The organism is Streptomyces sp. NBC_00038 (assembly GCF_026343635.1).
Classification (GTDB): domain Bacteria; phylum Actinomycetota; class Actinomycetes; order Streptomycetales; family Streptomycetaceae; genus Streptomyces.
In genome coordinates, this window is sequence record NZ_JAPELQ010000001.1 from 2,290,111 (window position 1) to 2,313,668 (window position 23,558).

Here is a 23,558-nt window from a genome sequence, read left to right on the forward strand (position 1 = left end):
TCCTCCCGGGCAGGGCAGCGTCGCCCGCCCTCAAACTAGCGGTGTTAGTTTTCCGGCACCAGGGTGCCAGGGTGCCCAAGTGCCCGAGAAGCTTCACGCGGTCACCGGCTCACGTACCGCGTGCGCGGCCCCGCGTATCCGTGAGATGCGCGAAGACGACGACATTGCTGGCGTACCCCTTCTTCCGGTCGTACGTGCCGCCGCACGTGATCAGACGCAGCTCGGGGCGCCCCCTGTCCCCGTACACCTCCTTGTTGGGGAAGTGCGCCTTCTCGTACGTCTTCACCGCGTCCACGGTGTAGACGGCGGTCCGCCCGTCGGCGCGCCGGGCCTCGACGAGTCTGCCGGGCCGGAGTTGGCCGATCCCGGCGAATACGGCGGGCCCGGTCCTGGTGTCGAGGTGGCCGACGGCGACAGCGGTGCCCGGCTCGCCCGGCGTCGGTCCGTCCTTGTACCAGCCGACGAGTTTGGGGTCGTCCACCGGAGGAGCGGTGAGCCGCCGCTCCCGGTCGAGCCCGAGGCCGATGACCGGTGCCTCCAGGCCGAGGTACGGGATGGCGAACGAGGCCGCCGGGGAGCGGGGCAACGGCCTGGGCGGGGGCTTCGGCCGGGCGGGTCGGGCCGGCCTGGTGGGCGCGGGGCGGACGGGTTTCGCGCCGCCGCGCCCATCGGCATCGGCACGGTGGGATTTCGTACCGCGCCCTTCGCCGTCACCTTCGGCACGGTGGGACTTCGCGCCGCGCGCGCCGTCGCCGTTGTCAGCGGCGACAGGAACCGGGGCCGAGGTCCCGGCCGCGTCCGTGGGTTCGTCCTCCCCCGCCCACCAGACGCCGCCCACCACCAGACAGACGGACATCACGAGGGTCCGTGTCAGGCGGTAGGCGCGCGTCCGGTACCAGGGCCTGCGGGCGCGTCTACGCCGCGCCATCGGGGCGGCGGCGCAGCCGGAGGTACACGGCTCCCCCTGCCACGACAAGGCCTACGGCCGCCGCCCCGGCGACCGGCGCGAAGTCCTGGGTGTGGGCGAGGCCGCCACCGCCCGCAGGGGGCCCGCCGTGCGGTCCGCCGGGACCACCGCCGGGTCCGCCGGGGCCGCCACCCGGGCGGTCCGGGCAGTTGACCTTGAAGACCTTGTGCTTGCCGGCGCCGTTGCCGCCGTCGATCTTCCAGGTGAGTTTGTACTGCCCGTCGGGCAGCGTCAGGTTCGCCGTCCGGCCCGCACCCGTGTCGAGGGTGATCTTCCCGCCGAGGGTGGCGCCGCCGGTGACCGCGGGCTGTGTCACGAGGGTCCAGGTGATGCCCTCCGCCACGTCGAAGTTGAAGGCGTCGAGGTAGAACAGGCACACCTTGGGCTGGTTCAGGCGGGCCTCGACGGCCGTGCCCACCACATGGACCTTGACGGTGCCGTTGTCACCGGGAGCGGCGACAGCGGCCGAGGCTCCGGTCAGGGCGGATCCCACGACGGTGAGGGCCGCGAGGGCGACGGCACTCCGGCGACGGCCTGGAAGGGACGAGGTGGGCATGCGAGTTCCTCCGAATCAGGTGATTGTCATACAAATTGCACATACACCTGATTCCCTTTCACATCTGCGCCGGAAAAAGCGGCAGCAGCGCCCGACACTCCGTCAGATATCGCTCTTACGGCGCAGGGGCACCCGACTACGGGCGGGCTCACCACCGCCCGCGGCCTCCGGCTTCGCGGGCGAACGCAGCGCGATCCCCGACGACACCAGCAACAGCGCACCCAGCATCACGAACGGCGCGGCCACCCCCGCGACTCCGGCGACCAGGCCCGCGGCGGCCGGGGCGGCGACCTGGCCGAGCCGATTGCCGGTCAGCCGCAGGGCCAGGGCCGTGGAACGGGCGCCGTCGGGGGCCGCCTGGACGACCGTCGTCATGGACAGCGGCTGACCGACGCCGAGGCAGAACCCGAGAACCAGGAGCATGGCAGCCAGCGCCCACACCGGCACCGGCAGCGCGATGCCCGCACACAGCAAGCCCGCCACCAGACACGTCACGGTGAGCAGCGCGGCCCGGCCCAGCAGCCGCAGCATCGGCGTCATCACCAGCCGGCAGGCGATCGTGGCCGCCGCTCGCAGGCTCAGCAACAGGCCGATCACGGACGGCGCGATGCCCCGGTGCTCACCAACGACCGGCAGATACGCCGTAAGGATGTCCGTCGCCGACAGCACGGCGAGACTGATGAAGATGCCCGCGGGGACACCCCGGGTGCGCAGTATGCGGCCCACGGGGACGCGGTCGCCTTGTGCCGTACGGGACTTGGCGGGCGTACGGTGCTCGATGCGCCACAGCGAGGTGAACGAGACCGCGGCGACCCCGCCCGCGACCAGCAGGGCCAGCGCACTCGTGCCCGCCATGTCGGAACCGCCGATGAGAGTGCCCGCGGCGATCGGACCGACCAGCTGGCCGAGGGAGGCGCCGATGGTGAAATGGCCGAAGTTGCGGTCCTGTTCGTGCGGCGCGGACTGACGGGCGACGATCGACTGGGCGCCGATCACGAAGCACAGGTGGCCCAGTCCCATCACTCCGCTCCACGCCGCCATCGCCGTGAGCGAATTCGCCCTGCCGCTGAGGGCGCAGCCGCCCGCGATGAGCACGACGCCGATGGGCAACAGCGGTGCGCAGCGGCCGTGGTCGGTGCGGCGGCCCAGCGGTACCGCGGCGAAGAGCGGCAGGAGGGCGTAGACGCCCGCGATCACGCCGATCGCGCGCTCGTCGGCGCCAAGGGCGAGGGCCCGGTAGGAGACGGCGGGCCGCGCCATCGACACCGCCCCCTGAGCGAAGCTGAAGGCGATGACGAGGCGCAGCAGCCAGCCGCGGTTTCCACCGGGGCCCATGGTTCTTTACCTCCTGGAGGAGTCGTACGGGTACGAGCGTCAGATGATCCCGAACAACAGTCCTGCCCCGAGGATGATCAGACATGTGAGCGCGGCCCACTTCACCACGAACCTTGTGTGGTCGCCGAATTCGACCTTGGCCATGCCGACCAGGACGTACACGGCCGGGACCAGCGGGCTCGACATGTGCAGAGGCTGGCCGACGAGCGAGGCGCGGGCCATTTCCAGCGGGGTGACTCCGTGGGCGGCACCGGCCTCGGCGAGGACCGGCAGGACGCCGAAGTAGAAGCCGTCGTTCGACATGAAGTAGGTGAGCGGGAGGCTCAGCACGCCGGTGACGAGGGCCATGTGCGGGCCCATGCTGGCCGGGATGATGTCGACGAGCCACGTGGCCATGTGGTCGACCATTCCGGTGCCCTGGAGGACGCCGGTGAAGACGGCGGCGGCGAAGACCATGCCGGAGACGTTGAGGACGTTCTCGGCGTGGGCGCCGAGGCGGGCCTTCTGGTCGGGCATGTGGGGGAAGTTGACGGTGAGCGCGAGGGCGGCGCCGAGCAGGAACAGCACCGGGATCGGCAGCCACTCCATGATCATGGCGGTGAGCAGGGTGAGCGTGAGCAGCGCGTTGAACCAGTAGAGCTTGGGGCGCAGGGTGGCACGGTTGGGGTCGAGGACGGCGAAGCCGTCGTCCTCCTCCTCGGACCCGTCGGCGTCGGCGTCCGTGCCGGAGCCCGAACCACCGGTGCTCACGGCCTTCTTGCCGAGGTCGACCGAGCCGCCCTTGGTGGCACCCGTACCCGTACCCGCACCGACCAGAACCGTCTCGGTCTCCTGCGGCTCCAGCACCTCGTCCAGCGTCAGCACGCCGAGCCGCGTGCGCTCGCGGCGGCCGAGGACGTACGAGAGCACGAAGACGCCGAGGAGGCCGACGGCGAGGGCCGGGATCATGGGTACGAAGATGTCGCTGGCGTCGAGCTTCAGGGCGGTCGCGGCGCGGGCGGTGGGGCCGCCCCAGGGGAGGGTGTTCATCACGCCGTTGGCCATGGCGGCGACGCCGGTCATCACGACGAGGCTCATCTTGAGGCGCTTGTACAGCGGGTACATCGCCGAGACGGTGATCATGAAGGTGGTCGAGCCGTCGCCGTCGAGGGAGACGATGGCGGCCAGCACGGCGGTGCCGACCACGATGCGCAGCGGGTCGGCCTTGCAGAACTTCAGGATGCCGCGCACGATCGGGTCGAAGAGCCCGACGTCGATCATCACTCCGAAGTAGACGATCGCGAACATGAGCATCGCCGCGGTGGGGGCGAGGCTGGTGACGCCGTCGATGACGTAGTCACCGAGCTTGGCGCCCTTTCCGACGAACACACAGAAGAGTGCCGGAATCAGCACGAGCGCCGCGATCGGCGACATCTTTTTCAGCATGATCAGGACCAGGAAGGTCGCGATCATGGTGAAGCCGAGGATGGTCAGCATGAGTTGGATACCTAACGTTCGCCCTTGAACTCCCACCTGGGACGGCGGTGCGAGTGACGTTAGGTCGGGTGCGCAAGTCTTAACAAGACGTTGACACGCGAGCAATAAGCGCAAAACTCCAGGTCACAGCTTTGCTCAGCTCACGGGTGTCAGCTCGACGGGTACGCCGTTGAGGACGGCGGTCCCCGACAGGGGGTCCAGGAGGCTGCCGTCGAGGAGCTGGTTGACGTTGACTCCGGGGTCGAGTGCGGCGTGACTCATCCGGGTGCCGGGGCGGTTGTGTCCCCAGCCGTGCGGCAGGCTCACCACTCCGCGCCGCACCGTGTCCGTGACCTCGGCGGGGGCTGTGACCTCTCCCCCGGCGCCTTTGATGCGGACGGCCGCCCCGTCGGCGAGTCCGAGGTGTTCGGCGTCCTCGGGGTGGATGTGCAGGGTGCAGCGGTTGGAGCCGCCGGTGAGGGCGGGCACGTTGTGCATCCAGCTGTTGTTGGAGCGCAGGTGGCGGCGGCCGATGAGGACGAGGGCCGTCGGGCGTTCACGCAGGGCGGTCCGCAGTCGCGGAAGATCGTCGACGATCGGTGCGGGCAGCAGCTCGATCCTGCCGCTCCGGGTCTTGAGCGGTTGCGGCAGTCGCGACCGCAGGGGTCCGAGGTCGATGCCGTGCGGGTGTGCGAGCAGTTTCGCGAGGCTCAGCCCGTCCGGTCGTACGCCGAAGCCGTCGCCGTACGGGCCGAGGCGCAGCATCATGTCGAGCCGTCGCTCGGGGCCGTTGTCGCCGGTGAGCAGGCCGGCGAGTTCCTGTGGGTCGCGGCCGTGCACCGGTGAGTGGGGCTCGGTGACTGACTTGCCGAGTGTGCCGGCGATGACCATGGTGTCGAGGGCGGACGGGTCGGCTCCGTGCATGCCGGTGGCGGCCAGGGTCAGGCGCGCGAGGATCTCGGTCTCGGCCATGCGGCCGGGTTCGAGGGGGACGGGGGCGCGGGTGTAGCGGACCTGGTTGTGTACGGCGAGGGTGTTGAAGGCGAAGTCGTGGTGGGCGCTCTGTGAGGGCGGGGGCGGGGGGAGCACGACGTGGGCGTGGCGTGAGGTCTCGTTCAGGTACGGGTCGACGCTGACCATGAAGTCCAGTGAGCCGAGGGCCTTGTCGAGGCGGTCGCCGTCGGGTGCGGAGAGTACGGGGTTGGCGGCGACGGCGATGATCGCGCGGATCGGCTCGCCCTGTTCGGTGGCGGTGTCGATCTCTTCGGCGAGGGCGGCGATCGGCAGTTCGCCCTTGGCTTCGGGGTGTCGGCTCACTCGTGAGTGCCAGCGTCCGAGGGCGAAGCCGCGTCCGGGGCCGGTGGGTCGGGGGGTCTTGTCGGTGGCGGCCTGGGGGAAGAGGGCGCCGCCGGGCCGGTCGAGGTTGCCGGTGAGGATGTTGAGGACGTCGACGAGCCAGCTGGCCAGGGTGCCGTGGGGAACGGTGCAGCTGCCGATGCGGCCGTAGACGGCGGCGTTGGGTGCGGCGGCGAGTTCGCGGGCGAGGGCGCGGATGGTGTCGGCGGGGACGTCGCAGGCCTCACTGGCGGCTTCGGGGGTGAAGTCCCGTACGGCTTCGGCGAGTTCGTCGATGTCCTGGAGGTACGGGGTGAGGTCGCCGGGTTCGGCGAGCTTCTCTTCGAAGAGGACGTGCGTCATGGCGGCGAGGAGCAGCGCGTCGGTACCGGGCCTGATCGCCACATGCCGGTCGGCGAGTTTGGCCGTGCGGGTGCGTCGCGGGTCGATGACGGTGAGTGTGCCGCCGCGGGCCCGTAGGGCCTTGAGTTTGCCGGGGAAGTCGGGGGCGGTGCAGAGGCTGCCGTTGGATTCCAGGGGGTTGGCGCCGATGAGCAGGAGGTGGTCGGTGTGGTCCAGGTCGGGCACGGGGATCGCGTTGGCGTCGCCGTAGAGCAGTCCGCTGGAGACGTGTTTGGGCATCTGGTCGACCGTGGAGGCGGTGAAGATGCTGTGGGTGCCGAGGCCGGTGAGCAGGACGGGCGGGTAGAGGGCGCCGGCCATGGTGTGCACGTTCGGGTTGCCGAGGACGACGCCGACGGCGTGCGGCCCGTACCGCTCGGCGACCGGTCGCAGCCCTGCGGCCACCGCGTCGAAGGCTTCTTCCCAGGTGGCTTCGTGGAGTTCGCCGTCCTTGCGTACGAGGGGGGTGCGCAGCCGGTCCGGGTCGCCGTCGGCGGCTCCGAAGGAGGCGCCCTTCGGGCAGATGAACCCCTTGCTGAGGACGTCCTCGCGGTCGCCCCGGGCGCCGGTGACCCGGGTGCCCTCGATGGTGAGCGTCAGCCCGCAGGTGGCTTCGCACAGGGGGCAGATGCGCAGGGCGGTGCGGGTGTCGGGGGTGGTGCCGGTGGTGCGGGACACGGAGTCCTCCCGGAGGCGGTGGCAGCGTTGGCACACGGACTGGGGCCGAGCATACCGACCGGTAGGCATGCTGGGGAGGGCTCTCCGGGGGGCAGGTCGGAAATCCGCGAGCCGGCCCCCGGGTGGGTATCTGGGGGCCTGGGCCACCGGTACGGCCGGTCGCCCGGCGCTCCGACAGCTCAGTCGAGAACCCGTTCCAGATAAGCCCGGAGCAGTACCCGCGTCTCCTCGATGATCCGTTCGTCTCCCTCGGGGGCGAGCCGGAATGCGAGGTGGACGAGGGTGTCGGCGGTTTCGACCGCGATCAGGAAGACGCGGCGGAGATCTTCGTCGGGGGTGCGTTCGAGGTAGCCGGAGAGGAGTTCGGTGAGGCGGTCGGCGACGCGGGTGTTGGGTTCGGCGCGGGAGCCGACCGGGATCTGGTTGCCGAAGTCGACGAGGGAGAAGCCGGGCGCGGTGCGCTTCATGGCTATGTATTCGTCGAGTACGGCGTCCACGGCCGCGCGCCAGCCTCCCGGGGCCCCCCGCTCGCCGTCCGTCTCCCGGAGGCGGTGGGTGACGCGGTCGGCATAGTGCTCGAGATTGCGCTGGGCGAGCGCGTCGGCCATCGCGCGTTTGTTGCCGAAGAAGCGGTAGACGGAGCCGATGGGTACGCCGGCCCGCTGGGCCACGGCCCTGGTGCTCAGGGCGTCGTAGCCGACCTCGTCGAGGAGGTCGGCGCAGGCGTCGAGGATTCTGGTCAGTCGTTCTGCGCTGCGGCGTTGCACGGGCGCTCGGCGCAGCGAGGTCGCATGGGGCACGGGCTTCATGATGCCTTTCCGCCGGGGTCCGGTGAACCTCCGGTATCAGTACGGGCCTCGCTGCCGCTCGTACTCATCGAGGGCTCCGGCGGTTCGGTCGTGTACGACGTCTCCTTGGCCTGCGACGACGTGACGTCCGCGGTGCTCTCGACCGGCTCGTCGTCCACGGCCCACACGGTGCGGTCGTCCGCGTAGAGGCGGGCGGTGACCTGGTGCGTGCCGCGGGGGACGAGGTCGCCGGGGAGGTGGTACTCGGCTGTGCGGAGGGTGGCGATGTCCCGGCCGTCGAGGTAGAGGAGGGCGATGCCGCGTCCCGGGACGGCCTTCGAGCGCGTGCCGGCGGGTGAGAAGCGGAAGTGCTCGACGGTCAGTCGCACGTCCCAGCCGCCGTCGGTGTCCGGCTGGACCTCGATGGCGACCTCGGGTGCGCCCTTCTCGTCGATCTCGCGGTAGCGCCGCCCTGCCTCGTCGGTCTCGTCGAGCAGTTCACCCACGGGCGAGGCCGATGCTCCGTCCTTCCGCTCGTGCGCATCACCGGTGCCGCAGCCCGCCGGTCCGCCGAGCAGGGCGCAGACCGCGAGCGCGGCGAGCAGTCCACGCGTCCACGACATGCCGGGGAGCGTAGAACATCGCACTGACACTCGGATCCCCCTGAGGTCGGGTTCCTGGCGAAACAGCGACCCCTGAGTCGTACGCCCTCTTGCGTGCGCCGGAGCTGATTCCTATGGTTGAGCATAGGAATCAGGTGCAAGGGAGTGATCATGAGCGGGGACGCGAGGAAGACCGCCGAGGGGCTGGTCTACCTGACCGGATTCGGCAACGAACACAGCTCGGAGGTGGTCCCGGGGGCCCTGCCGCACGGCCGCAACACGCCGCAGCGGGGACCGCTCGGGCTGTACGCGGAGCAGTTGAGCGGTTCGGCGTTCACCGAGCCGAGGGCGCGCAACCGGCGCTCGTGGCTGTACCGGATCCGTCCGTCGGCCGCGCACCCCGCGTTCACGCGTACGGACAACGGCGCGCTCCGTACGGCCCCCTTCGCGGAGACCGTGCCCGACCCCAACCGGCTGCGCTGGAACCCGCTGCCGGAGCCCGAGGCCGGCACCGACTTCGTCAGCGGCCTCTGGACCCTCGGCGGCAACGGCGACGCCACCCAGCGCACGGGCATGGCGGTGCACCTGTACTACGCCAACTCCTCGATGGAGCGGGTGTTCAGCGACGCCGACGGCGAACTGCTGATCGTGCCGGAGCACGGCGGACTGCTGCTGCGCACCGAGTTCGGGCTGCTCCATGTGGAGCCGGGACAGGTGGCGCTTGTCCCGCGTGGTGTCCGCTTCCGTGTGGAGTTGCTGGACGAGAGTGCCCGCGGTTATGTGTGCGAGAACTATGGGGCGCCCTTCCAGCTGCCCGACCTGGGGCCGATCGGCGCCAACGGGCTGGCGAACGTACGGGACTTCCTCGCGCCGGTGGCCGCGTACGAGGACGTCGAGGGTCCGGTCGAGGTGGTGAACAAGTTCTGCGGCAACCTCTGGACGGCGACGTACGACCACTCGCCGCTGGACGTGGTCGCCTGGCACGGCAACCACGTGCCGTACATCTATGACCTGCACCGTTTCAATGTGATCGGCACCATCAGCTACGACCACCCGGACCCGTCGATCTTCACGGTGCTGACCTCGCCGAGCGACACCCCGGGGCTGGCCGGTGTCGACTTCGTGGTCTTCGCGCCGCGTTGGCTGGTGGGCGAGGACACGTTCCGGCCGCCGTACTTCCACCGGAATGTGATGAGCGAGTACATGGGGCTCATCAAGGGGGCGTACGACGCCAAGGCGGAAGGTTTTGTACCGGGGGGCGGTTCGCTGCACAACATGATGTCGGCGCACGGTCCGGACCGGGAGACCTTCGACCGGGCGTCCGCCGCCGAGCTCAGGCCGCAGAAGGTCGACGACGGGCTCGCCTTCATGTTCGAGACCCGCTGGCCGGTGACCGCCACGGCGCAGGCGGCGCACGCGGAGCACCTCCAGCAGAGGTACGACGACGTGTGGCAGGGCCTCCAGCCGCACTTCCGCGCTGCCGAATGACCGTCGTGGCCCGGGCCCGATTCCCGTCGCCCACGGCGCTCCGCCCGTCGCGCTGATCGTCATCGCCCGTTGCACTCAACGCCCACGACCGGTACGGATACCCTCGTGACCTCCTTCGCCCCGGATTCGATCGTCCTGAACCGCAAGCTGCCGCTCTGGTATCAGGTGTCGCAGTCGCTGCGTGCCTCGATACTCGGCCGCTCCGCCCAGGACCCGCTGCGGCTGCCCACCGAGGAGCAGTTGGCGGAGCACTACGGGGTGAGCGTGCTGACCATGCGGCAGGCGCTCAAGGAGTTGGAGAACGAGGGGCTGATCACGCGCCATCGCCGGCGTGGCACGTTCATCGAGCCCACCGCGCAGCGGGGTGCGCCGGTGCGGCTCCTTGGCTCGGTCGACGCGATCGTGGCGCAGCAGTCGGGGATGACGACGGAGCTTCTCGACCACGGCGCGGTGCCCGTGTCCGCCGAACTCGCCGAGTACTTCCCCGATCTGGCCGAGGTGGGCTCGTATCACCGGCTGCGCGGCGACGAGAAGACGGGTGAGCCGACGAACCACGCGCGCAACTACGTGCGTCCCGAACTGGCGGCGCTGATCGACCCGGAGGACCTGGTGCGCTGGCCCATGACCAAGGTGCTGCGCGATGTGGTGGGCGTCCGCATCAGCCGGATCACCGACACGGTGGAGGCCCGGCTCGCGGACCCGGAGACTGCACGGCTGCTCCAAATCCCGTTGCTCAGCCCGATCCTGCACTACACGGGCGTCACCCACGGCGAGGACGGCCGCGCCCTGGATGTGGCCCGCATCCTCTACCGCGGTGACCGTTTCTCCTTCACGGTCACCCTCGACGCCCACTGACCACGTCGTGGACCACGTCGTACGATGCCGAGCGTGACGCACGACGACGACGCTCCGCTCCTCGCGGACCTCATGCCGTGGTCGGCCGCTCCGCCGAGGCTGGGCCGGGGGTGGCCGACGGCTCCCGACGCCGTGTCCCTGAGGGCGCGGTGGGACGCGCTCGTGAAGGCCGAAGGGCCGGAGCGCGAGGCGCTGTTCGGCGTCACGCGCTCGCGTACGCCGCGTTCGGCGGTGGCGCAGTTGCCGGGGCAGGCGAGCGGGACGGGCCGGCTGACGCGGGAGTCGGGTCCCTGTGCGGAGCCGGTGCGTGTGCTGCACGGTCCTTTCGACGAGCAGTGGCTCATTCCGGACCACCGGCTGATCGACGCGGCGCGTCCGGAGTTGTGGCGGGTCGCCGACGAGCGGCAGCTGTTCGTGGTCGAGCAGACGGTGGTGCCTCAGTCGTCGGGGCCGGTGTTGCTGATCGCCTCCGTGCTGCCCCTGAGCGCCGGTCGCGGAGGCCGCGTCCGGCCCCTCTACCGTCGCCCCGGCGGGCTCGAACCGAACCTGGCGCCGGGCCTGTTGGACCACCTCCGCACCCGCCTCGGCCACTCCCCCGAACCCGTCGACGTCCTCGCCTGGACGGTGGCGATCGCACGGGCGGGCCGCACCGGACCCGCCGTCCCGCTCACCGCCGACCCCGAACTCTGGGCGCACGGCGTCGACTTGGGGCGCCGGATGCTGTGGCTGATGCGGCGTGACGGGGAGCGTCCCAAGCTCCCCGGGGGCCGTCGCCCGTACGTCCGCTCCCCGCTCCCGGCGCTCCCGGTCGACGTGCACTACGACCGCGACGAGGAGGCCCTCCTTCTCGACGAGGGCCGGATCTCCCCCGTTCCGCCCGAGGCCTGGGACTTCGAGGTGGGCGGGGAGCGCGTACTGGAGCAGTGGTTCGCGGCCCGGACGGAGCCGCCCGAGCCGGGCACCCTGGAGGCGATCCGGCCCGCCACCTGGCCGCAGGCCTGGACGTCCGAGCTGCTCGAAATCGTCACGGTACTGGCGCTGCTCGCGGAACTGCGGCCTCAGCGGGCCGAGTTGAAGACCGGAGCGCCGATCACAGCCGCCGAGCTGCGCAAGGCGGGCGTGCTCCCGGTGGCGGACGCGGCACGCCGACCCGCCTCGGTGCTCGACCATCACGAGGAAGGCCCGGAAGGCCAGTTCGCGCTGATCTGACGGACCTACCTGAGGCACAGCGCCCCGTCAGGGGCGCGGGGAACTGCGCGCCCAGCCACAGACGGCCCGCAGTCTCCAAACGACCCGGAGTTTCTAACCGTCCTCCAAGCGGAGCGCAAACGCGTCGAGTACTCGCCCCAGCGCCCGCTCGAACACCGCCTCCAGGTCGATCGGCCCGGCGTCCTCCATGAACGCCGCGGCCAGCCGCGGATACGCGCCGGTGGCGATCCGGCCGCCCAGATAGCCGATCCGGACCGCGTTCTCCTGCTCCTCGGACCAGGGCAGGGAGCGGGTCCGCTCCGCGGTGGCCAGTTCGTTCCCGACGTAGGTCGTCACGACGCCGTTGACCATCGCGATCAGCTCGAACTTCGTGCCGTAGGGCGCTTCGAGGGGGTCGAGGCAGGTCAGACAGTGCTCCAGGTAGCGCAGCGCGTTGGGGCTGAAGCCGTAGACCGGGGACATCAGTCGCGGCAGCCAGGGGTGGCGGTGCATGAGGGTGCGGGTCTGGTGGGCGACCCGGAGCATGTCGGCGCGCCAGTCGCCCGAGGGGTCCCAGTTGTCGTGCTCGCCGCTGATGGCGTCGACCATCAGCTCGTACAGGTCCTCCTTGCGCGGGACATAGTTGTAGAGCGACATCGTGCCGCAGCCGAGTTCGGCCGCGACGTGCCGCATGGAGACCCCGTCGAGCCCCTCCGCGTCCGCGATCCGCACCGCGGCGGCCGCGATGTCCGCACGGCTGAAGGCAGGCCGCGGACCACGGCCCGCACGCTCGGGACGAGCCCAGATCACTTCGGGTACGGCACTGCGCCCTGGCATCGGTCGATCACCTCGGAACCCATCCTAGTTACGTACACCGTACGTAGTGCGCTATGGTCCACCCATGACGACTACGTACGCTGTACTTAGTGAAGGTCTGGAGAAGCGTTTCGGGGAGGTCCATGCCGTCCGGGGGCTGGACCTCGCGGTCGCCGAGGGCACGGTCTGCGGGATTCTCGGGCCGAACGGCGCGGGCAAGACCACGGCCGTACGGCTGCTCACCACACTGCTGCGACCGGACGCGGGGTCCGCGCGTGTCGCCGGGCACGATCTCGTACGGGACGCCGGTGCCGTACGCCGCTCGATCGGGGTCACCGGGCAGTACGCCTCGGTGGACGGCGACCTCACCGGGCGCGAGAACCTGCGGCTGTTCGCACGGCTGCACCGGGTGCGGGGCACGGCGGCGCGGGCGGCCGAACTCCTCGACCGCTTCGGGCTCGCCGAGGCCGCCGACCGGCCCGCGTCCACCTACTCGGGCGGTATGCGGCGCCGCCTGGACCTGGCGGCGAGTCTGATCCGGCGCCCCGAGGTGCTCTTCCTGGACGAGCCCACCGCCGGGCTCGATCCCGCGAGCCGCAACCAGATCTGGGAGGCCGTGCACGCGCTCAAGGGCGAGGGCACGACCGTGCTGCTGACCACGCAGTACCTGGAGGAGGCCGATCAACTGGCCGACGACATCGCGCTCGTGGACCGGGGCAGGGTCGCCCACACGGGCTCACCCGCCGAACTCAAGGCGCTCATCGGCAGTTACGCGGAGGTGGTCGTCGCCCACGCGGAGGCGCTGCCCGGGGCGGCGGCCGTCCTCGACCAACTGACCGGCAACGCACCCTCGTTCGACCAGGAGCGGCGCGCGGTGGGCGCCGTGACCACCGACCCGACCCTCACGCTGCCGCGTCTCGTACGCGAACTCGACGCCGCCGGGGTGCCGTTGCTCGACGCGAGTCTTCGTCCGCCGACGCTCGACGACGTGTTCCTGCGTCTCACCGGAAGTCTGACCCCGGGCCTGCCCGCCGACCCGACCGCCGGTCTGCCCGCCGGCCCGACCGACCACAAGGAGCTTGTGACATGAGTGCGTTGGCGTACGACGGCACCGCGATGCTGGGCCGGAACCTGCGGCGGATGCGGCACAGCCCCGGGCTCTTCATCCTCACCCAGGCCATGCCGATCAACATGCTGCTGTTCTTCGGCTATGTCTTCGGCAGCGCGCTCGCGAATCCCGGGCAGGAGTACCGCGCCTTCCTGGTCCCCGGGCTGCTGGTGGCGACCGCGGCCAACGGGATCATGACCGGCATGTTCCAGGCCGCCCAGGACTCGCACCGGGGCGTCATGGACCGCTTCCGCACACTGCCGATGAGCCGGGCCGCCGTACCGCTCGGGCAGGCCGCCGCCGACCTCGTCGTCACGACCGTCGGTATGGTGCCGCTGATGCTGGTCGGGCTCGCGGTGGGCTGGCGGATCGACGGGTCGGCGCTCGAAGCGGTGGGCGCCGTAGGGCTGTTGCTGCTGTTCCGGTTCGCGATGACCTGGGTCGGCATCCTGCTGGGCCTCGCCTCGCGGAGCGAGGAGGCTGCCGGGCAGCTCGGTGCCGCGACCTTCATGCTGCCGCTGCTGTCGAACGCGTACATCCCCACGGACAATCTGCCGGCCTGGCTGCGAACGATCGCCGAGTGGAACCCGATCAGCGCGGTGACCACCGCGATGCGGGACCTGTTCGGGAACGCGCCGGTACCGGCGGACGGCGCCTGGCCGGTGACACATCCCGTCGCCGGGTCGCTCGCCTGGTGCGCGCTGCTCATCGCGGTGTTCCTGCCGCTCGCCGTCCGCAGGTACGCACACGGCGGTCGGTGAGCCGCGGGAGGCCCCCCATCCGGCCGGCCGCGCCCAGGACGTTCGCCCGTCCACCTCCACGGATGACAAAGACTCGACGCGGGAGACATGATCCCCCGCATGCAGCCACTCCCCCTCCCCCTTGAGGGCATCACCGTCGTCGCCGTCGAACAGGCCGTCTCGGCGCCCTTCGCGACCCGCCAGCTCGCCGACCTCGGCGCCCGCGTGATCAAGGTCGAGCGGCTCGACGGCGGGGACTTCGCCCGGGACTACGACACCGCGGCGGCCGGTCTCGCCTCGCACTTCGTGTGGTGCAACCGGGGCAAGGAGTCCATCGCGCTCGACCTCAAGGACCCGCGCGGCCTCGATGTCGTACACCGTCTCGTCGCGGACGCGGATGTCTTCGTGCAGAACCTCGCGCAGGGTGCGGCGGCGCGGCTCGGCCTGGACGCGGCCGCGCTCTGCGCCGCGCATCCTCGGCTGGTCGCCGTGGACATCTCGGGATACGGGGCGTCGGGGCCGTACGCCGGCAAACGCGCGTACGACATGCTCGTGCAGTGCGAGGCGGGGCTCGTGTCGGTGACGGGGACGCCGGAGCAGCCGGTGAAGGCGGGGATTCCGGCGGCCGACATCGCGGCGGCCATGTACGCGTTCTCCGGGGTGCTCGCGGCGCTCGTGCGGCGCGGTACGACAGGGCGCGGGGGCCCGGTCGAGGTGTCGATGCTGGAGGCGCTCGCGGAGTGGATGGGGCATCCGCTGCACCATGTGATGCACGGAGGAACTCCCCCGGCGCGCACGGGTCTCGCGCACGCCGTCATCGCGCCGTACGACGCCTATCCCACGGCGGACGGCGGGCGGGTGCTGCTCTCCGTGCAGAACGACCGGGAGTGGCGGCGGCTCGCCCAACAGGTGCTTGGCCAGCCGGAGTTGGCGGACGATCCGGCGTACGCGACGAACCCGGCGCGGGTCGCCAACCGGGCGCGCACCGATGCGCTGGTCGCGAAGGCCCTGGGCGCGCTCGGCGCCGATGAAGCGGTGACCGCGCTGGAGAGCGCGGGCATCGCGTGCGCACGTCTGAGGGACGTACACGAGGTCGCGGAACATCCGCAGCTGGCGGCCCGGGACCGGTGGCGGGAAGTCGGCTCACCGGTGGGTCCGTTGCGGGCGTTGCTGCCGCCGATCACGCTGCCGGGCGGGGAGGAGGCACGCATGGGGGCGGTACCCCGGCTCGGGGAGCACACAGGAGCGGTGCTACGGGAGTTGGGGATGACGGACGCGGATGTCAGGGGGTTGCTGCGGGACGGCGTGGCTCGGTGAGGGGGCGGGCGGGGTTCCGCCGCCGATGACGCCGACGGATGGGGAGGCGGATGCCCCGGCGCCGGGGACGGGGATACGGCGGGCACGGCCGCGCCGCGGATGTCGACCGGGCGAACGTGACGCGAGCCGCACCCGAAGAGCACATCGGGGTGAGGGGCCGGAACTTGCTGCCGCCAGGCGATGGGGAGGGCCGACATACGCATCGGCGATGCGGCGGGCACGGCCGGAGCCACGCTCAGAGCAGACCCGGGTGGGAGTTCAGGTCTCGCTGCCGCCGGGAGGGCCGACATACGCGTCGGCGACACGGCGGGCACGGCCGACGCCACACTCGGAGCAGACCCGGGTGGAAGGTCAGGTCTCGCTGCCGCCGGGCGGCGGGAGGGCCGACATACGCGTCGGCGATACGGCGGGCATGGCCGGAGCCACGCTCAGAGCAGACCCGGGTGGGAGTTCAGGTCTCGCTGCCGCCGGGCGGTGGAAAGGCGGGCACGCGGGGATCGACGGGGGGTGTGGCGAGACCCGCGTCCGGTGGTTCACCGGGCGTTGCTGCGTGCCGTGGGGATGACGGGCGCGGAAGCGCAGCGCTGCGCCGGGTCGGTGGTCCGCCGGGCGCGGGTCGGGAACGCCGGTGCCAGCCGCTGCTCAGCGGCCGCCGAACAGCGAACGGCGCAGCCGCTTCAGCGGTGCGAAGAGCGAGACCCGCCTCACTCGCGCAACCCTGCTGCTGCTGTCGTGCGCGGTGTCACGCGAGGTGAGCTCGCGCATCAGCGAGGTCGCCTCGATCGTCTCGCGCTGCGGGATGGCAGGGCCACCCAGCACAGCGAGATGGCGGTCGAGGCGCGAACTGGTCGCGCTGCTCCCGCACGTGATCGCAGGGACACGTGCCCTGCTGCGCACTGTTATCTGTTCCATGTCACTCCCCACCCGTACGAGTCCACCCGGCCCGGGCAGGCTAACCCTATCGCTCCCTCGTGGCACTCGTGTATCGCGGGCACATGATTCACCTTCCCTGTAAGGGTGTTGACGATTACTCTCCGAATCCAACCGATTCCAGGGCGAGTTGGACAACTGGTGCGGTAGTGGGCTGCACGGAACCGCCCGGGGGTTCGACCGTGACAGCGAGTGACGTAGCGGTCGTATTCAGTCCGTCGGCGACCAAGGGCGTGTCACCGTCGAAGAGTCCGAGGGAGCGCGGATTTTCGTTGGGGCGCATGAGCCACAGCTGGTGCACGCGCCCCTCGGAGGGGGTGCCGTACCCGCTGAGTGTCACGACGGCGCGCCGTTCCGACGCGGAGGCGACCACGCCGATACCGCGCCCCTCAGCGTCCCGGTCGCCTGCCGCGCGGGCGTCGGGCGCCGCGAGAACGTGGGCGATCTCACGTGCCTGGGCGCGCTCCTGGTCCAGTTGGTCCTGGGTCCGCGTCGCCTGCACGGCGAAGAGCGAGGCGACGACGAGCGCGGCGGCGGCCGTGGCCGTGGCGAGCGGTGCGAGAAGCGGGCGGAAGCGGGGTCCACGCGCGCGTACGGGCTGATGAGCCCCCCGCGCGCGGGGCGCGTGGAAGGGCGACGGCTCCTGCGGTGTCGTCCGTACGGCGGTCAGCACCCGGTCCCGCAGTGCCGCCGGCGCCGGCGCGGCCGTGGACCAGGCGAGGCGCATCGCGTCCTCGGCGAGCGCCCGGACCTCCGCGGAGCAGCGCGGGCAGTCGCGCAGGTGGCGTTCGAAGCGGCGGCGTTCCTCGGGTTCGAGGGCGTCCAGCGCGTAGGGCGCGGCCAGTGAGTGCAGGTCACGGCGCAGCAGACGGTCGAGAACACTCATGCGACACCTCCCAGGCAGTCGCGCAGTCGCGTCAGTCCGTCGCGCATGCGGGTCTTGACCGTGCCGAGCGGCAGGGAAAGCCGTTCGGCGACTTCACGGTAGGTGTAGCCGTCGTAGTAGGCGAGGGTGACGGACTGGCGCTGCAGGGCGGTGAGCCGGTCGAGGCAGCGGCGGACCCACTCGCGTTCGAGTCCGGCCTCGACCTCTTCGGCGACCTGGTCGAAGGCGGGGTGGTGGGCGCGCTGTCCCTCGCGCTGCTCGCGCTCGGTGGCGGCACGGGCGCTGCGGACCCGGTCGACGGCCCGCCGGTGCGCGAGGGTGAGTATCCAGGACAGGGCGCTGCCTCGCCCCGGGTCGAACCGCGCGGCGGAGCGCCAGAGTTCGAGCAGCACTTCCTGAGCCACCTCCTCCGACTGGGCGGGGTCCCGCACCACGCGGCGCACCAGTCCGAACACCGGCCCGGACACCAGTCCGTACAGCTCCTCGAATGCCTTCTGGTTGCCTCCGGCCACGAGCACCAGGAGTTCGTCCGCCTCCACCCGTTCCCCCTCTCCGGCCGCGTACGGCCCGTCCGTTCACTTACGTGTTCGCAGCGAGCGCGCCCACGGATGGGTTACGGATCAGGGAACCGAAAACGCGGGTCCGCCGCCGGGGAAACGGACTTGTCGCCGCGACAACCTCTGGAGAAACAGTGCTCTCCGCTGAAACAAGCTGTGAAACCCGCCGTAAGAACGTTTGGGATTCGACCAATCCACCCCGGCGACCGCTCCGAATGGCGTGCGTCAGGCAATTGGGACGTGAGGACGGACGGCATGACACCTATCTTCAGGAGTGGCGCGGGGCGCAGGAGTCTCGCGACCCTCGTCTGTGGTGCGCTGGCCGCCGGGGGGCTCGCAGCCGCCGGCGTGACCGTGTTGGTACCGGGGGCGGCCTCCGCCTCCAGCCACCGGGAGGCCCCGTTGATCTCGGGGGCTCCGCAGTACGACAACACGGACGTGTACGCGTTCGTGAGCCCGGACAAACCGGATACGACGACCATCGTGGCGAACTGGATCCCCTTCGAGGAACCGGCCGGCGGACCGAACTTCTTCACGTTCGCCGAGGACGCCCAGTACGACATCCACATCGACAACAACGGTGACGCGCAGGGCGAGTTGCTCTACCGCTACACGTTCAAGACGCACGTCAAGAACGGCGACACCTTCCTGTACAACACGGGTGCGGTCGACAGCCTCGACGACCCGGACCTCAACATCACGCAGACGTACGACATCGATCTGCTGCGGCTGAAGAACCAGAAGCTGATCTCGAAGACGAAGGTCGCGGACGATGTGCCGGTGGCCCCGTCGAACGTCGGCAAGGCGTCGATGCCGGACTACGGCAAGCTGCGCGACCAGGCGGTCCACGAGCTCGCGGGGGGTTCGACGACGTTCGCCGGCCAGGCGGACGACCCGTTCTTCCTGGATCTGCGGGTCTTCGACCTGCTGTACGGCGGCAACCTGTCCGAGGTCGGGCGGGACACCCTCAAGGGCTACAACGTCAACTCGATAGCCCTGCAGGTGCCAAGTCACATGATCCAGGAGTCGGCCGAACAGCCGATCGTCGGCATCTGGTCCACCACTCAGCGCAAGGACGCGAGTGGTCACTTCACGCAGGTCTCCCGGCTCGGTATGCCGCTGGTCAACGAGGTCGTCAACCCCATCAAGGACAAGGACAAGTTCAACGCGTCCTCGCCCTGGAACGACGGCGACTTCCTGAAGAACGTGACCAACCCGGAGCTGCCGAAGCTCATCGAGGCGATCTACAAGATCCCGGCACCGACGGAGCCGCGCAACGACCTCGTCGACGTGTTCCTGAAGGGTGTGGAGGGCCTCAACCAGCCGCCCCACGTCACCCCGGCGGAGGAACTGCGGCTCAACACCTCGATCAAGCCGGTGGCCAAGCCCAAGCGGCTCGGTGTGCTGGACGGCGACACCGCGGGCTTCCCGAACGGGCGTCGGCTCACCGACGACGTGCTGGACATCGCGCTGCAGGTCGTCGAGGGTGAACTGGTCGGTTCCAAGAACGACTTGGGCGACGCGGTCGACAAGAACGACAAGAAGTTCGGCCACACGTTCCCGTACCTGGCCAACCCGACCTCGGGTTCGCGCGGGCCACTCGCCAAGGGCACGACCAGCGGGACCGACGTGCGTAGCCAGCTCGGTGACGCGCTGAAGCCCGCGGGGTCCTCCGGCGGGACCGACACCATGCTGATCGCGGGCTCCGCGGCGGCGGGTGCGGCCGGGTTCCTGCTGATCGGCACCGGCCTCCTGTGGTGGCGCCGACGGATGAACCGGGCCTACTGACCCCGGTTCACGGATCCGCAGCCGGGCCACTGACCCGGCTGCACCGATCCCCGGCCGGGTCCGTCGACCCGGCCCACCGACTGGCGCGGCCCGCACGTATCCATCCCCCACGGCGCGGGCCGCGCCGCTCCGCCCCCACAACGACCGTTTCCACCAAGGACTTTGAGGAGAGGGCATGTCCCCGCGTACGAACGACAGCGCGCCGGAGAGCGAACGCGGCAGCGAGCCCGCGGACCGCGCCGCGGAGGCCATGCCCGAGGAGAGCCCCGTGGGTGCCACGGGGGCCGGCACCGGTTCCGAGACCGCGGCACCGGGCCCGGCCGCGAGCGAGGCCGGGGCCACGACCGAGGCGGACGACGATGCAGTCGAGGCCGAGGCCATGACCGAGGCGGCCGCCCCGGCGATCGACGAGACCGCCACCGGGGCAGGCGATCCGGCGACCGACGAGGGTGCCTGCGAGGCCGAGGCCACGACCGGGGCGGCCGCCCCGGCGGCCGACAGGACCGCCACGGCGGCAGGGGACAAGTCCACCGACACGGCCGTCGACAAGCCAGGCGACGATGCAACCGGCAAGGCCGTCACCGGGGCAGACGACAAGATGACCGACACGGCCGCCGCCGAGGTGACGGACGAGACGACCGACGCCGTGTCCGACGCCGTCACCGACGAGCGCGTCGCCGCCGTCCGTCGGCTGTCCGCCTCCGGCCGCCGCCGACACATGGCCCAACTCGCCTTCTGCGCATCCGCGTTGGCCGTCGCTCTCACCGCCGGTGCCATTGTGGTCGGGGCCGTACGGGACGACGGCGGAGCGGCGACCGTCGCGTCCGTCCCCGTCGGGGTGTCGCCGCAGTTGCTGGCCGGCGGGGATCTCGACGCGAGCATCACCGCTCTGCAGGCCCATCTCCGGTCCCAGCCCAGGGACTTCGGCAGCTGGTCGACGCTCGGGCTCGCGTACATCGAGCAGGCCCGCACGAAGGGCGATCCCTCCCGGTACCCGCAGGCTCAGCAGGCGCTCGACCGGTCTTTGAAGCTGCGCCCCGACAACGATCCCGCGCTCGCGGGCCGTGCCGCCCTGGCCGCCGCCCGGCACGACTTCACCGGCGCCCTGAACTACGCCGACCAGGCGCTGAAGCAGAACCCGTACAGCGAGCGTGCCCTCGCCTCCCGTATCGACGCGCTCGTCGAACTCGGCCGCTACGAGGACGCGTCGAAGGCGGCCGACACCGCCGACTCGCGCCGCCCGGGTGTCCCGGTCTTCACGCGGTACGCGTACGTCCAGGAGCTGCGCGGCGATGTGAAGACCGCCCGCCGCGTCCTGGAGCAGGCGCTGGACACGGCGACGACCCGCGGCGACGTCACGTACGTGGCGACCGCGCTCGGCCAACTCGCCTGGAACCAGGGCGAGTACGACTCGGCGCTCACGTACTACGCCCGCGCGCTCGCCGCCGACGACACCTATCTCCCCGCACTGGAAGGCCGGGCCCGCACCCAGGCGGCGCAGGGCGACCGCGCGGCGGCGATCACCGGCATGGAGCAGGTCGTGGAGCGCTATCCGCTGCCCCAACCACTCGTGGAACTGGGCGAGTTGTACGAGGCACGCGGCAAGGAGGGTGACGCGCAGAAGGCGCGAGACCAGTACACCCTGGTGGACGCCTGGGTCTCGCTGGCTCGTGCCAACGGCGTCAACGCCGACCTCGACACCGCCCTGGCCGCCGCCGACCACGGTGACAAGGAGGCCGCGCTGAAGGCGGCCCGCGCCGAGTGGGCCCGCCGCCACACCGTGCACACCGCGGACGCCCTGGCGTGGGCGCTGCACGTCAACGGCCGTGACGAGGAAGCCCTGCCGTACGCCCGCGAAGCGACGGCCACCGGCTACCGCAACGCGTCCTTCCTCTACCACCGCGGCATGATCGAGCGCGCCACCGGCCACGGGAAGGAGGCCGACGCCTCCCTGAAATCGGCCCTCGACCTCAACCCGGGATTCTCACCGCTGGGCGCCACCGCGGCCCGCAAGGCGCTGGAGGCCGACAAGTGACCCGTACACTCCGCCGCGCGCTCGGATCCTGCGCGGCCGTCCTCACGGCCGCCTGCGCGCTCGTCCTCGTCCCCTCCGGACACGCGAGCGCGCATCCGCTCGGCAACTTCACGGTCAATCGGTACGACGGTCTGGTCGTCGCCCCCGGACAGCTGAGGGTGGACCATGTCGAGGACCTCGCGGAGATCCCGGCCACCCAGGCCGAGCCGCAGATCAAGAAGCTGGGGATGACGGACTGGGCCCGTGAGCGGTGCGAGACGGCCGCGCGCGACAGCGAGGTCACCGTCGGCGGGAACGAGGTCCCGCTCACCGTCGGCACGAGCGTCGCGCGTGTGCGGCCCGGGCAGGCGGGGCTCAACACCCTGCGCGTGGAATGCCGGTTGACGGCCGCGCTCCCCGAACAGGACACCGTGGACGTCGGTTTCCGGGGCGCAGGGGCAGAAAAGGGGCCGGGCTGGCGGGAGATCACGGCGCGCGGCGACCGGATGACGCTCGCCGCCTCGGACGTACCGAAGGAATCGGTGTCGCGGCAGCTCACCGAGTACCCGCAGGAACTGCTCTCGTCACCGGCCGACACCGCGTCCGCGTCGCTGCGGGTGCGGGCCGGTGGCCCCGCGCTGGTCGAGGACGGCCGGAACGCGCCGGCCGACTCGGTCCTCCCACGCGGCGCCGACCGCTGGACACAGGCGCTCGACTCCCTGGTGGCCCGCCACGACCTGACGATCGGTTTCGCGGCCCTCGCCCTGCTCATCGCGGTGGGCCTCGGCGCCCTGCACGCGCTCGCGCCGGGCCACGGCAAGACCCTGATGGCCGCGACGGCGGCGGCCCGCGGTGGCCGGGCGGGCCTGCGTGACGTCCTGCCGCTCGCCGCCTCGGTGACGGTCACCCACACCCTGGGCGTGGTCGCCCTCGGCCTCCTGATCACGGCCGGTTCGGCCGCGGCGCCCTCCGTGATCGCCTGGCTGGGTGTGACGAGCGGTCTCCTGGTGACGCTGGCGGGCGCCACGCTCGTACGCCGGGCCTGGCGCAACCGGGCACCTGGGCACGGACACGGACACCCCCACGGGGGCGGGCATACGCACGACCATGACCACGGGCACGCGCACAGCCACGCGGATGGCCACGCGCACGACCATGAACACGGTGACGCGCACGACCACGGCCACGCGCACCCCGACCACCCGCACGACCACGAGCACGCCGAGCAGCACGAACGCCCCCTGGTCCTCGCGCACGCCCACGCGTCCGCCGAGGCCGCCCCCCACCACAAGCCCCACACCCACCAGCCCGCCCCGGCCCCGGCCCTGGCCCCAAAGGCCAAGCGGACCCCCCGCCCCCTCGAACACACCCACGGCGGCTTCACCCACACCCACGCCATCGCCCCCACCGTCCGCGGCACGATCCTGCTCGGCTTCGCCGGGGGGCTCGTGCCCAGTCCCTCGGCGGTGGTCGTCCTGGTGGGCGCCGCGGCGCTGGGACAGGCGTGGTTCGGCTTGCTCCTCGTTCTCGCGTACGGCGTCGGGCTGGCGCTGACGCTCACGGCGGCCGGGTTCGCCGTCGTGAAGCTGGGCGACGGGGTGACCCGGGCGCTGGCCCGCCGCCCGCGGCTGGCCGGCGGGCCGGTCGTGGCCCTGCTGCGAAGGACGGCGCCGCTGGGATCGGCGCTGGTGGTCGTAGCCCTTGGGGCTGGATTGGTGTTCAGGGGGGCGGCATCCGTCCTCGGCTGAGCTAC

The 23,558-nt window shown here is 71.3% G+C and carries 20 protein-coding genes; 9 read left to right on the top strand and 11 right to left on the bottom strand.

The features are described 5' to 3' along the window. Positions 1-109: 109 nt before the first annotated feature. From OG219_RS10620 to OG219_RS10650, 7 genes are all read right to left on the bottom strand, one after another. Entirely contained in the window at positions 110-928 is an 819-nt protein-coding gene (locus OG219_RS10620; RefSeq protein WP_266825225.1) for a class F sortase, read from the bottom strand. Beyond that, the gene (locus OG219_RS10625; RefSeq protein ID WP_266825227.1) at positions 915-1,523 is read right to left on the bottom strand and encodes a hypothetical protein; all 609 of its coding nucleotides are present in this window, start codon (positions 1,521-1,523) and stop codon (positions 915-917) included. Before OG219_RS10625 ends, OG219_RS10620 begins: the two co-directional genes overlap by 14 nt. Positions 1,524-1,625: 102 nt before the next feature. Then, entirely contained in the window at positions 1,626-2,858 is a 1,233-nt protein-coding gene (locus tag OG219_RS10630; RefSeq protein ID WP_266825229.1) for an MFS transporter, read from the bottom strand. 39 nt (positions 2,859-2,897) lie between these two features. Further along, complete coding sequence (locus OG219_RS10635; protein ID WP_266825231.1) at positions 2,898-4,334, bottom strand: CitMHS family transporter; 1,437 nt, start codon at positions 4,332-4,334, stop codon at positions 2,898-2,900. 135 nt (positions 4,335-4,469) lie between these two features. Beyond that, the gene (locus OG219_RS10640) at positions 4,470-6,728 is read right to left on the bottom strand and encodes a molybdopterin oxidoreductase family protein (RefSeq protein ID WP_266825233.1); all 2,259 of its coding nucleotides are present in this window, start codon (positions 6,726-6,728) and stop codon (positions 4,470-4,472) included. A 179-nt stretch (positions 6,729-6,907) separates the two neighbouring features. Next, complete coding sequence (locus tag OG219_RS10645; RefSeq protein ID WP_266825235.1) at positions 6,908-7,537, bottom strand: TetR/AcrR family transcriptional regulator; 630 nt, start codon at positions 7,535-7,537, stop codon at positions 6,908-6,910. Then, positions 7,534-8,139, bottom strand: a complete 606-nt coding sequence (locus OG219_RS10650; RefSeq protein WP_266825236.1) for a hypothetical protein — start codon at positions 8,137-8,139, stop codon at positions 7,534-7,536. The genes OG219_RS10645 and OG219_RS10650 overlap by 4 nt, the downstream gene beginning before the upstream one ends. A 150-nt stretch (positions 8,140-8,289) precedes the next feature. Between OG219_RS10650 and hmgA the strand changes: the two genes are divergently transcribed. The 3 genes from hmgA (at position 8,290) to OG219_RS10665 (ending at position 11,670) form a co-directional block, all read left to right on the top strand. Then, entirely contained in the window at positions 8,290-9,606 is a 1,317-nt protein-coding gene (gene hmgA / locus OG219_RS10655) for a homogentisate 1,2-dioxygenase (RefSeq protein ID WP_266825238.1), read from the top strand. Positions 9,607-9,711: 105 nt separating this feature from the next. Continuing rightward, the gene (locus tag OG219_RS10660; RefSeq protein WP_266825240.1) at positions 9,712-10,461 is read left to right on the top strand and encodes a GntR family transcriptional regulator; all 750 of its coding nucleotides are present in this window, start codon (positions 9,712-9,714) and stop codon (positions 10,459-10,461) included. 24 nt (positions 10,462-10,485) lie between these two features. Further along, entirely contained in the window at positions 10,486-11,670 is a 1,185-nt protein-coding gene (locus OG219_RS10665) for a type ISP restriction/modification enzyme (RefSeq protein ID WP_266825242.1), read from the top strand. Positions 11,671-11,763: 93 nt separating this feature from the next. On the opposite strand, the gene OG219_RS10670 is transcribed toward OG219_RS10665, so the two are convergent. Beyond that, positions 11,764-12,486: a TetR/AcrR family transcriptional regulator gene (locus OG219_RS10670; RefSeq protein ID WP_266825244.1), complete on the bottom strand. Its 723-nt coding sequence runs from the start codon at positions 12,484-12,486 to the stop codon at positions 11,764-11,766. A 64-nt stretch (positions 12,487-12,550) separates the two neighbouring features. Here OG219_RS10670 and OG219_RS10675 point away from each other — a divergent pair, with 64 nt between their 5' ends. The 3 genes from OG219_RS10675 to OG219_RS10685 all read left to right on the top strand — a co-directional run bounded on the left by OG219_RS10675 (position 12,551) and on the right by OG219_RS10685 (position 15,630). Then, complete coding sequence (locus OG219_RS10675) at positions 12,551-13,555, top strand: ATP-binding cassette domain-containing protein (RefSeq protein ID WP_266825246.1); 1,005 nt, start codon at positions 12,551-12,553, stop codon at positions 13,553-13,555. Next, positions 13,552-14,334, top strand: a complete 783-nt coding sequence (locus OG219_RS10680) for an ABC transporter permease (RefSeq protein WP_266825248.1) — start codon at positions 13,552-13,554, stop codon at positions 14,332-14,334. Before OG219_RS10675 ends, OG219_RS10680 begins: the two co-directional genes overlap by 4 nt. 87 nt (positions 14,335-14,421) lie before the next feature. Next, a complete protein-coding gene (locus OG219_RS10685; protein WP_266825250.1) occupies positions 14,422-15,630 on the top strand; it encodes a CaiB/BaiF CoA-transferase family protein in 1,209 nt (402 codons plus the stop codon). A 642-nt stretch (positions 15,631-16,272) separates the two neighbouring features. On the opposite strand, the gene OG219_RS10690 is transcribed toward OG219_RS10685, so the two are convergent. From OG219_RS10690 to OG219_RS10700, 3 genes are all read right to left on the bottom strand, one after another. Then, a complete protein-coding gene (locus tag OG219_RS10690) occupies positions 16,273-16,542 on the bottom strand; it encodes a hypothetical protein (protein ID WP_266825252.1) in 270 nt (89 codons plus the stop codon). Positions 16,543-16,657: 115 nt separating this feature from the next. Next, positions 16,658-17,446 carry an anti-sigma factor gene (locus OG219_RS10695; RefSeq protein ID WP_266825254.1) on the bottom strand — a complete coding sequence of 263 codons (789 nt, stop codon included), beginning with the start codon at positions 17,444-17,446 and terminating at the stop codon, positions 16,658-16,660. Further along, on the bottom strand, positions 17,443-17,985 hold the full coding sequence (locus OG219_RS10700; RefSeq protein ID WP_266466700.1) for a sigma-70 family RNA polymerase sigma factor: 543 nt from the start codon (positions 17,983-17,985) through the stop codon (positions 17,443-17,445). The genes OG219_RS10695 and OG219_RS10700 overlap by 4 nt, the downstream gene beginning before the upstream one ends. Before the next feature lie 273 nt (positions 17,986-18,258). Here OG219_RS10700 and OG219_RS10705 point away from each other — a divergent pair, with 273 nt between their 5' ends. The 3 genes from OG219_RS10705 (at position 18,259) to OG219_RS10715 (ending at position 23,553) form a co-directional block, all read left to right on the top strand. Further along, positions 18,259-19,791, top strand: a complete 1,533-nt coding sequence (locus OG219_RS10705; RefSeq protein WP_266825256.1) for a DUF4331 domain-containing protein — start codon at positions 18,259-18,261, stop codon at positions 19,789-19,791. 175 nt (positions 19,792-19,966) lie between these two features. Beyond that, positions 19,967-21,826, top strand: a complete 1,860-nt coding sequence (locus OG219_RS10710) for a lipopolysaccharide assembly protein LapB (protein WP_266825258.1) — start codon at positions 19,967-19,969, stop codon at positions 21,824-21,826. Then, positions 21,823-23,553 carry a sulfite exporter TauE/SafE family protein gene (locus OG219_RS10715; RefSeq protein WP_266825260.1) on the top strand — a complete coding sequence of 577 codons (1,731 nt, stop codon included), beginning with the start codon at positions 21,823-21,825 and terminating at the stop codon, positions 23,551-23,553. Before OG219_RS10710 ends, OG219_RS10715 begins: the two co-directional genes overlap by 4 nt. Positions 23,554-23,558 lie beyond the last annotated feature (5 nt).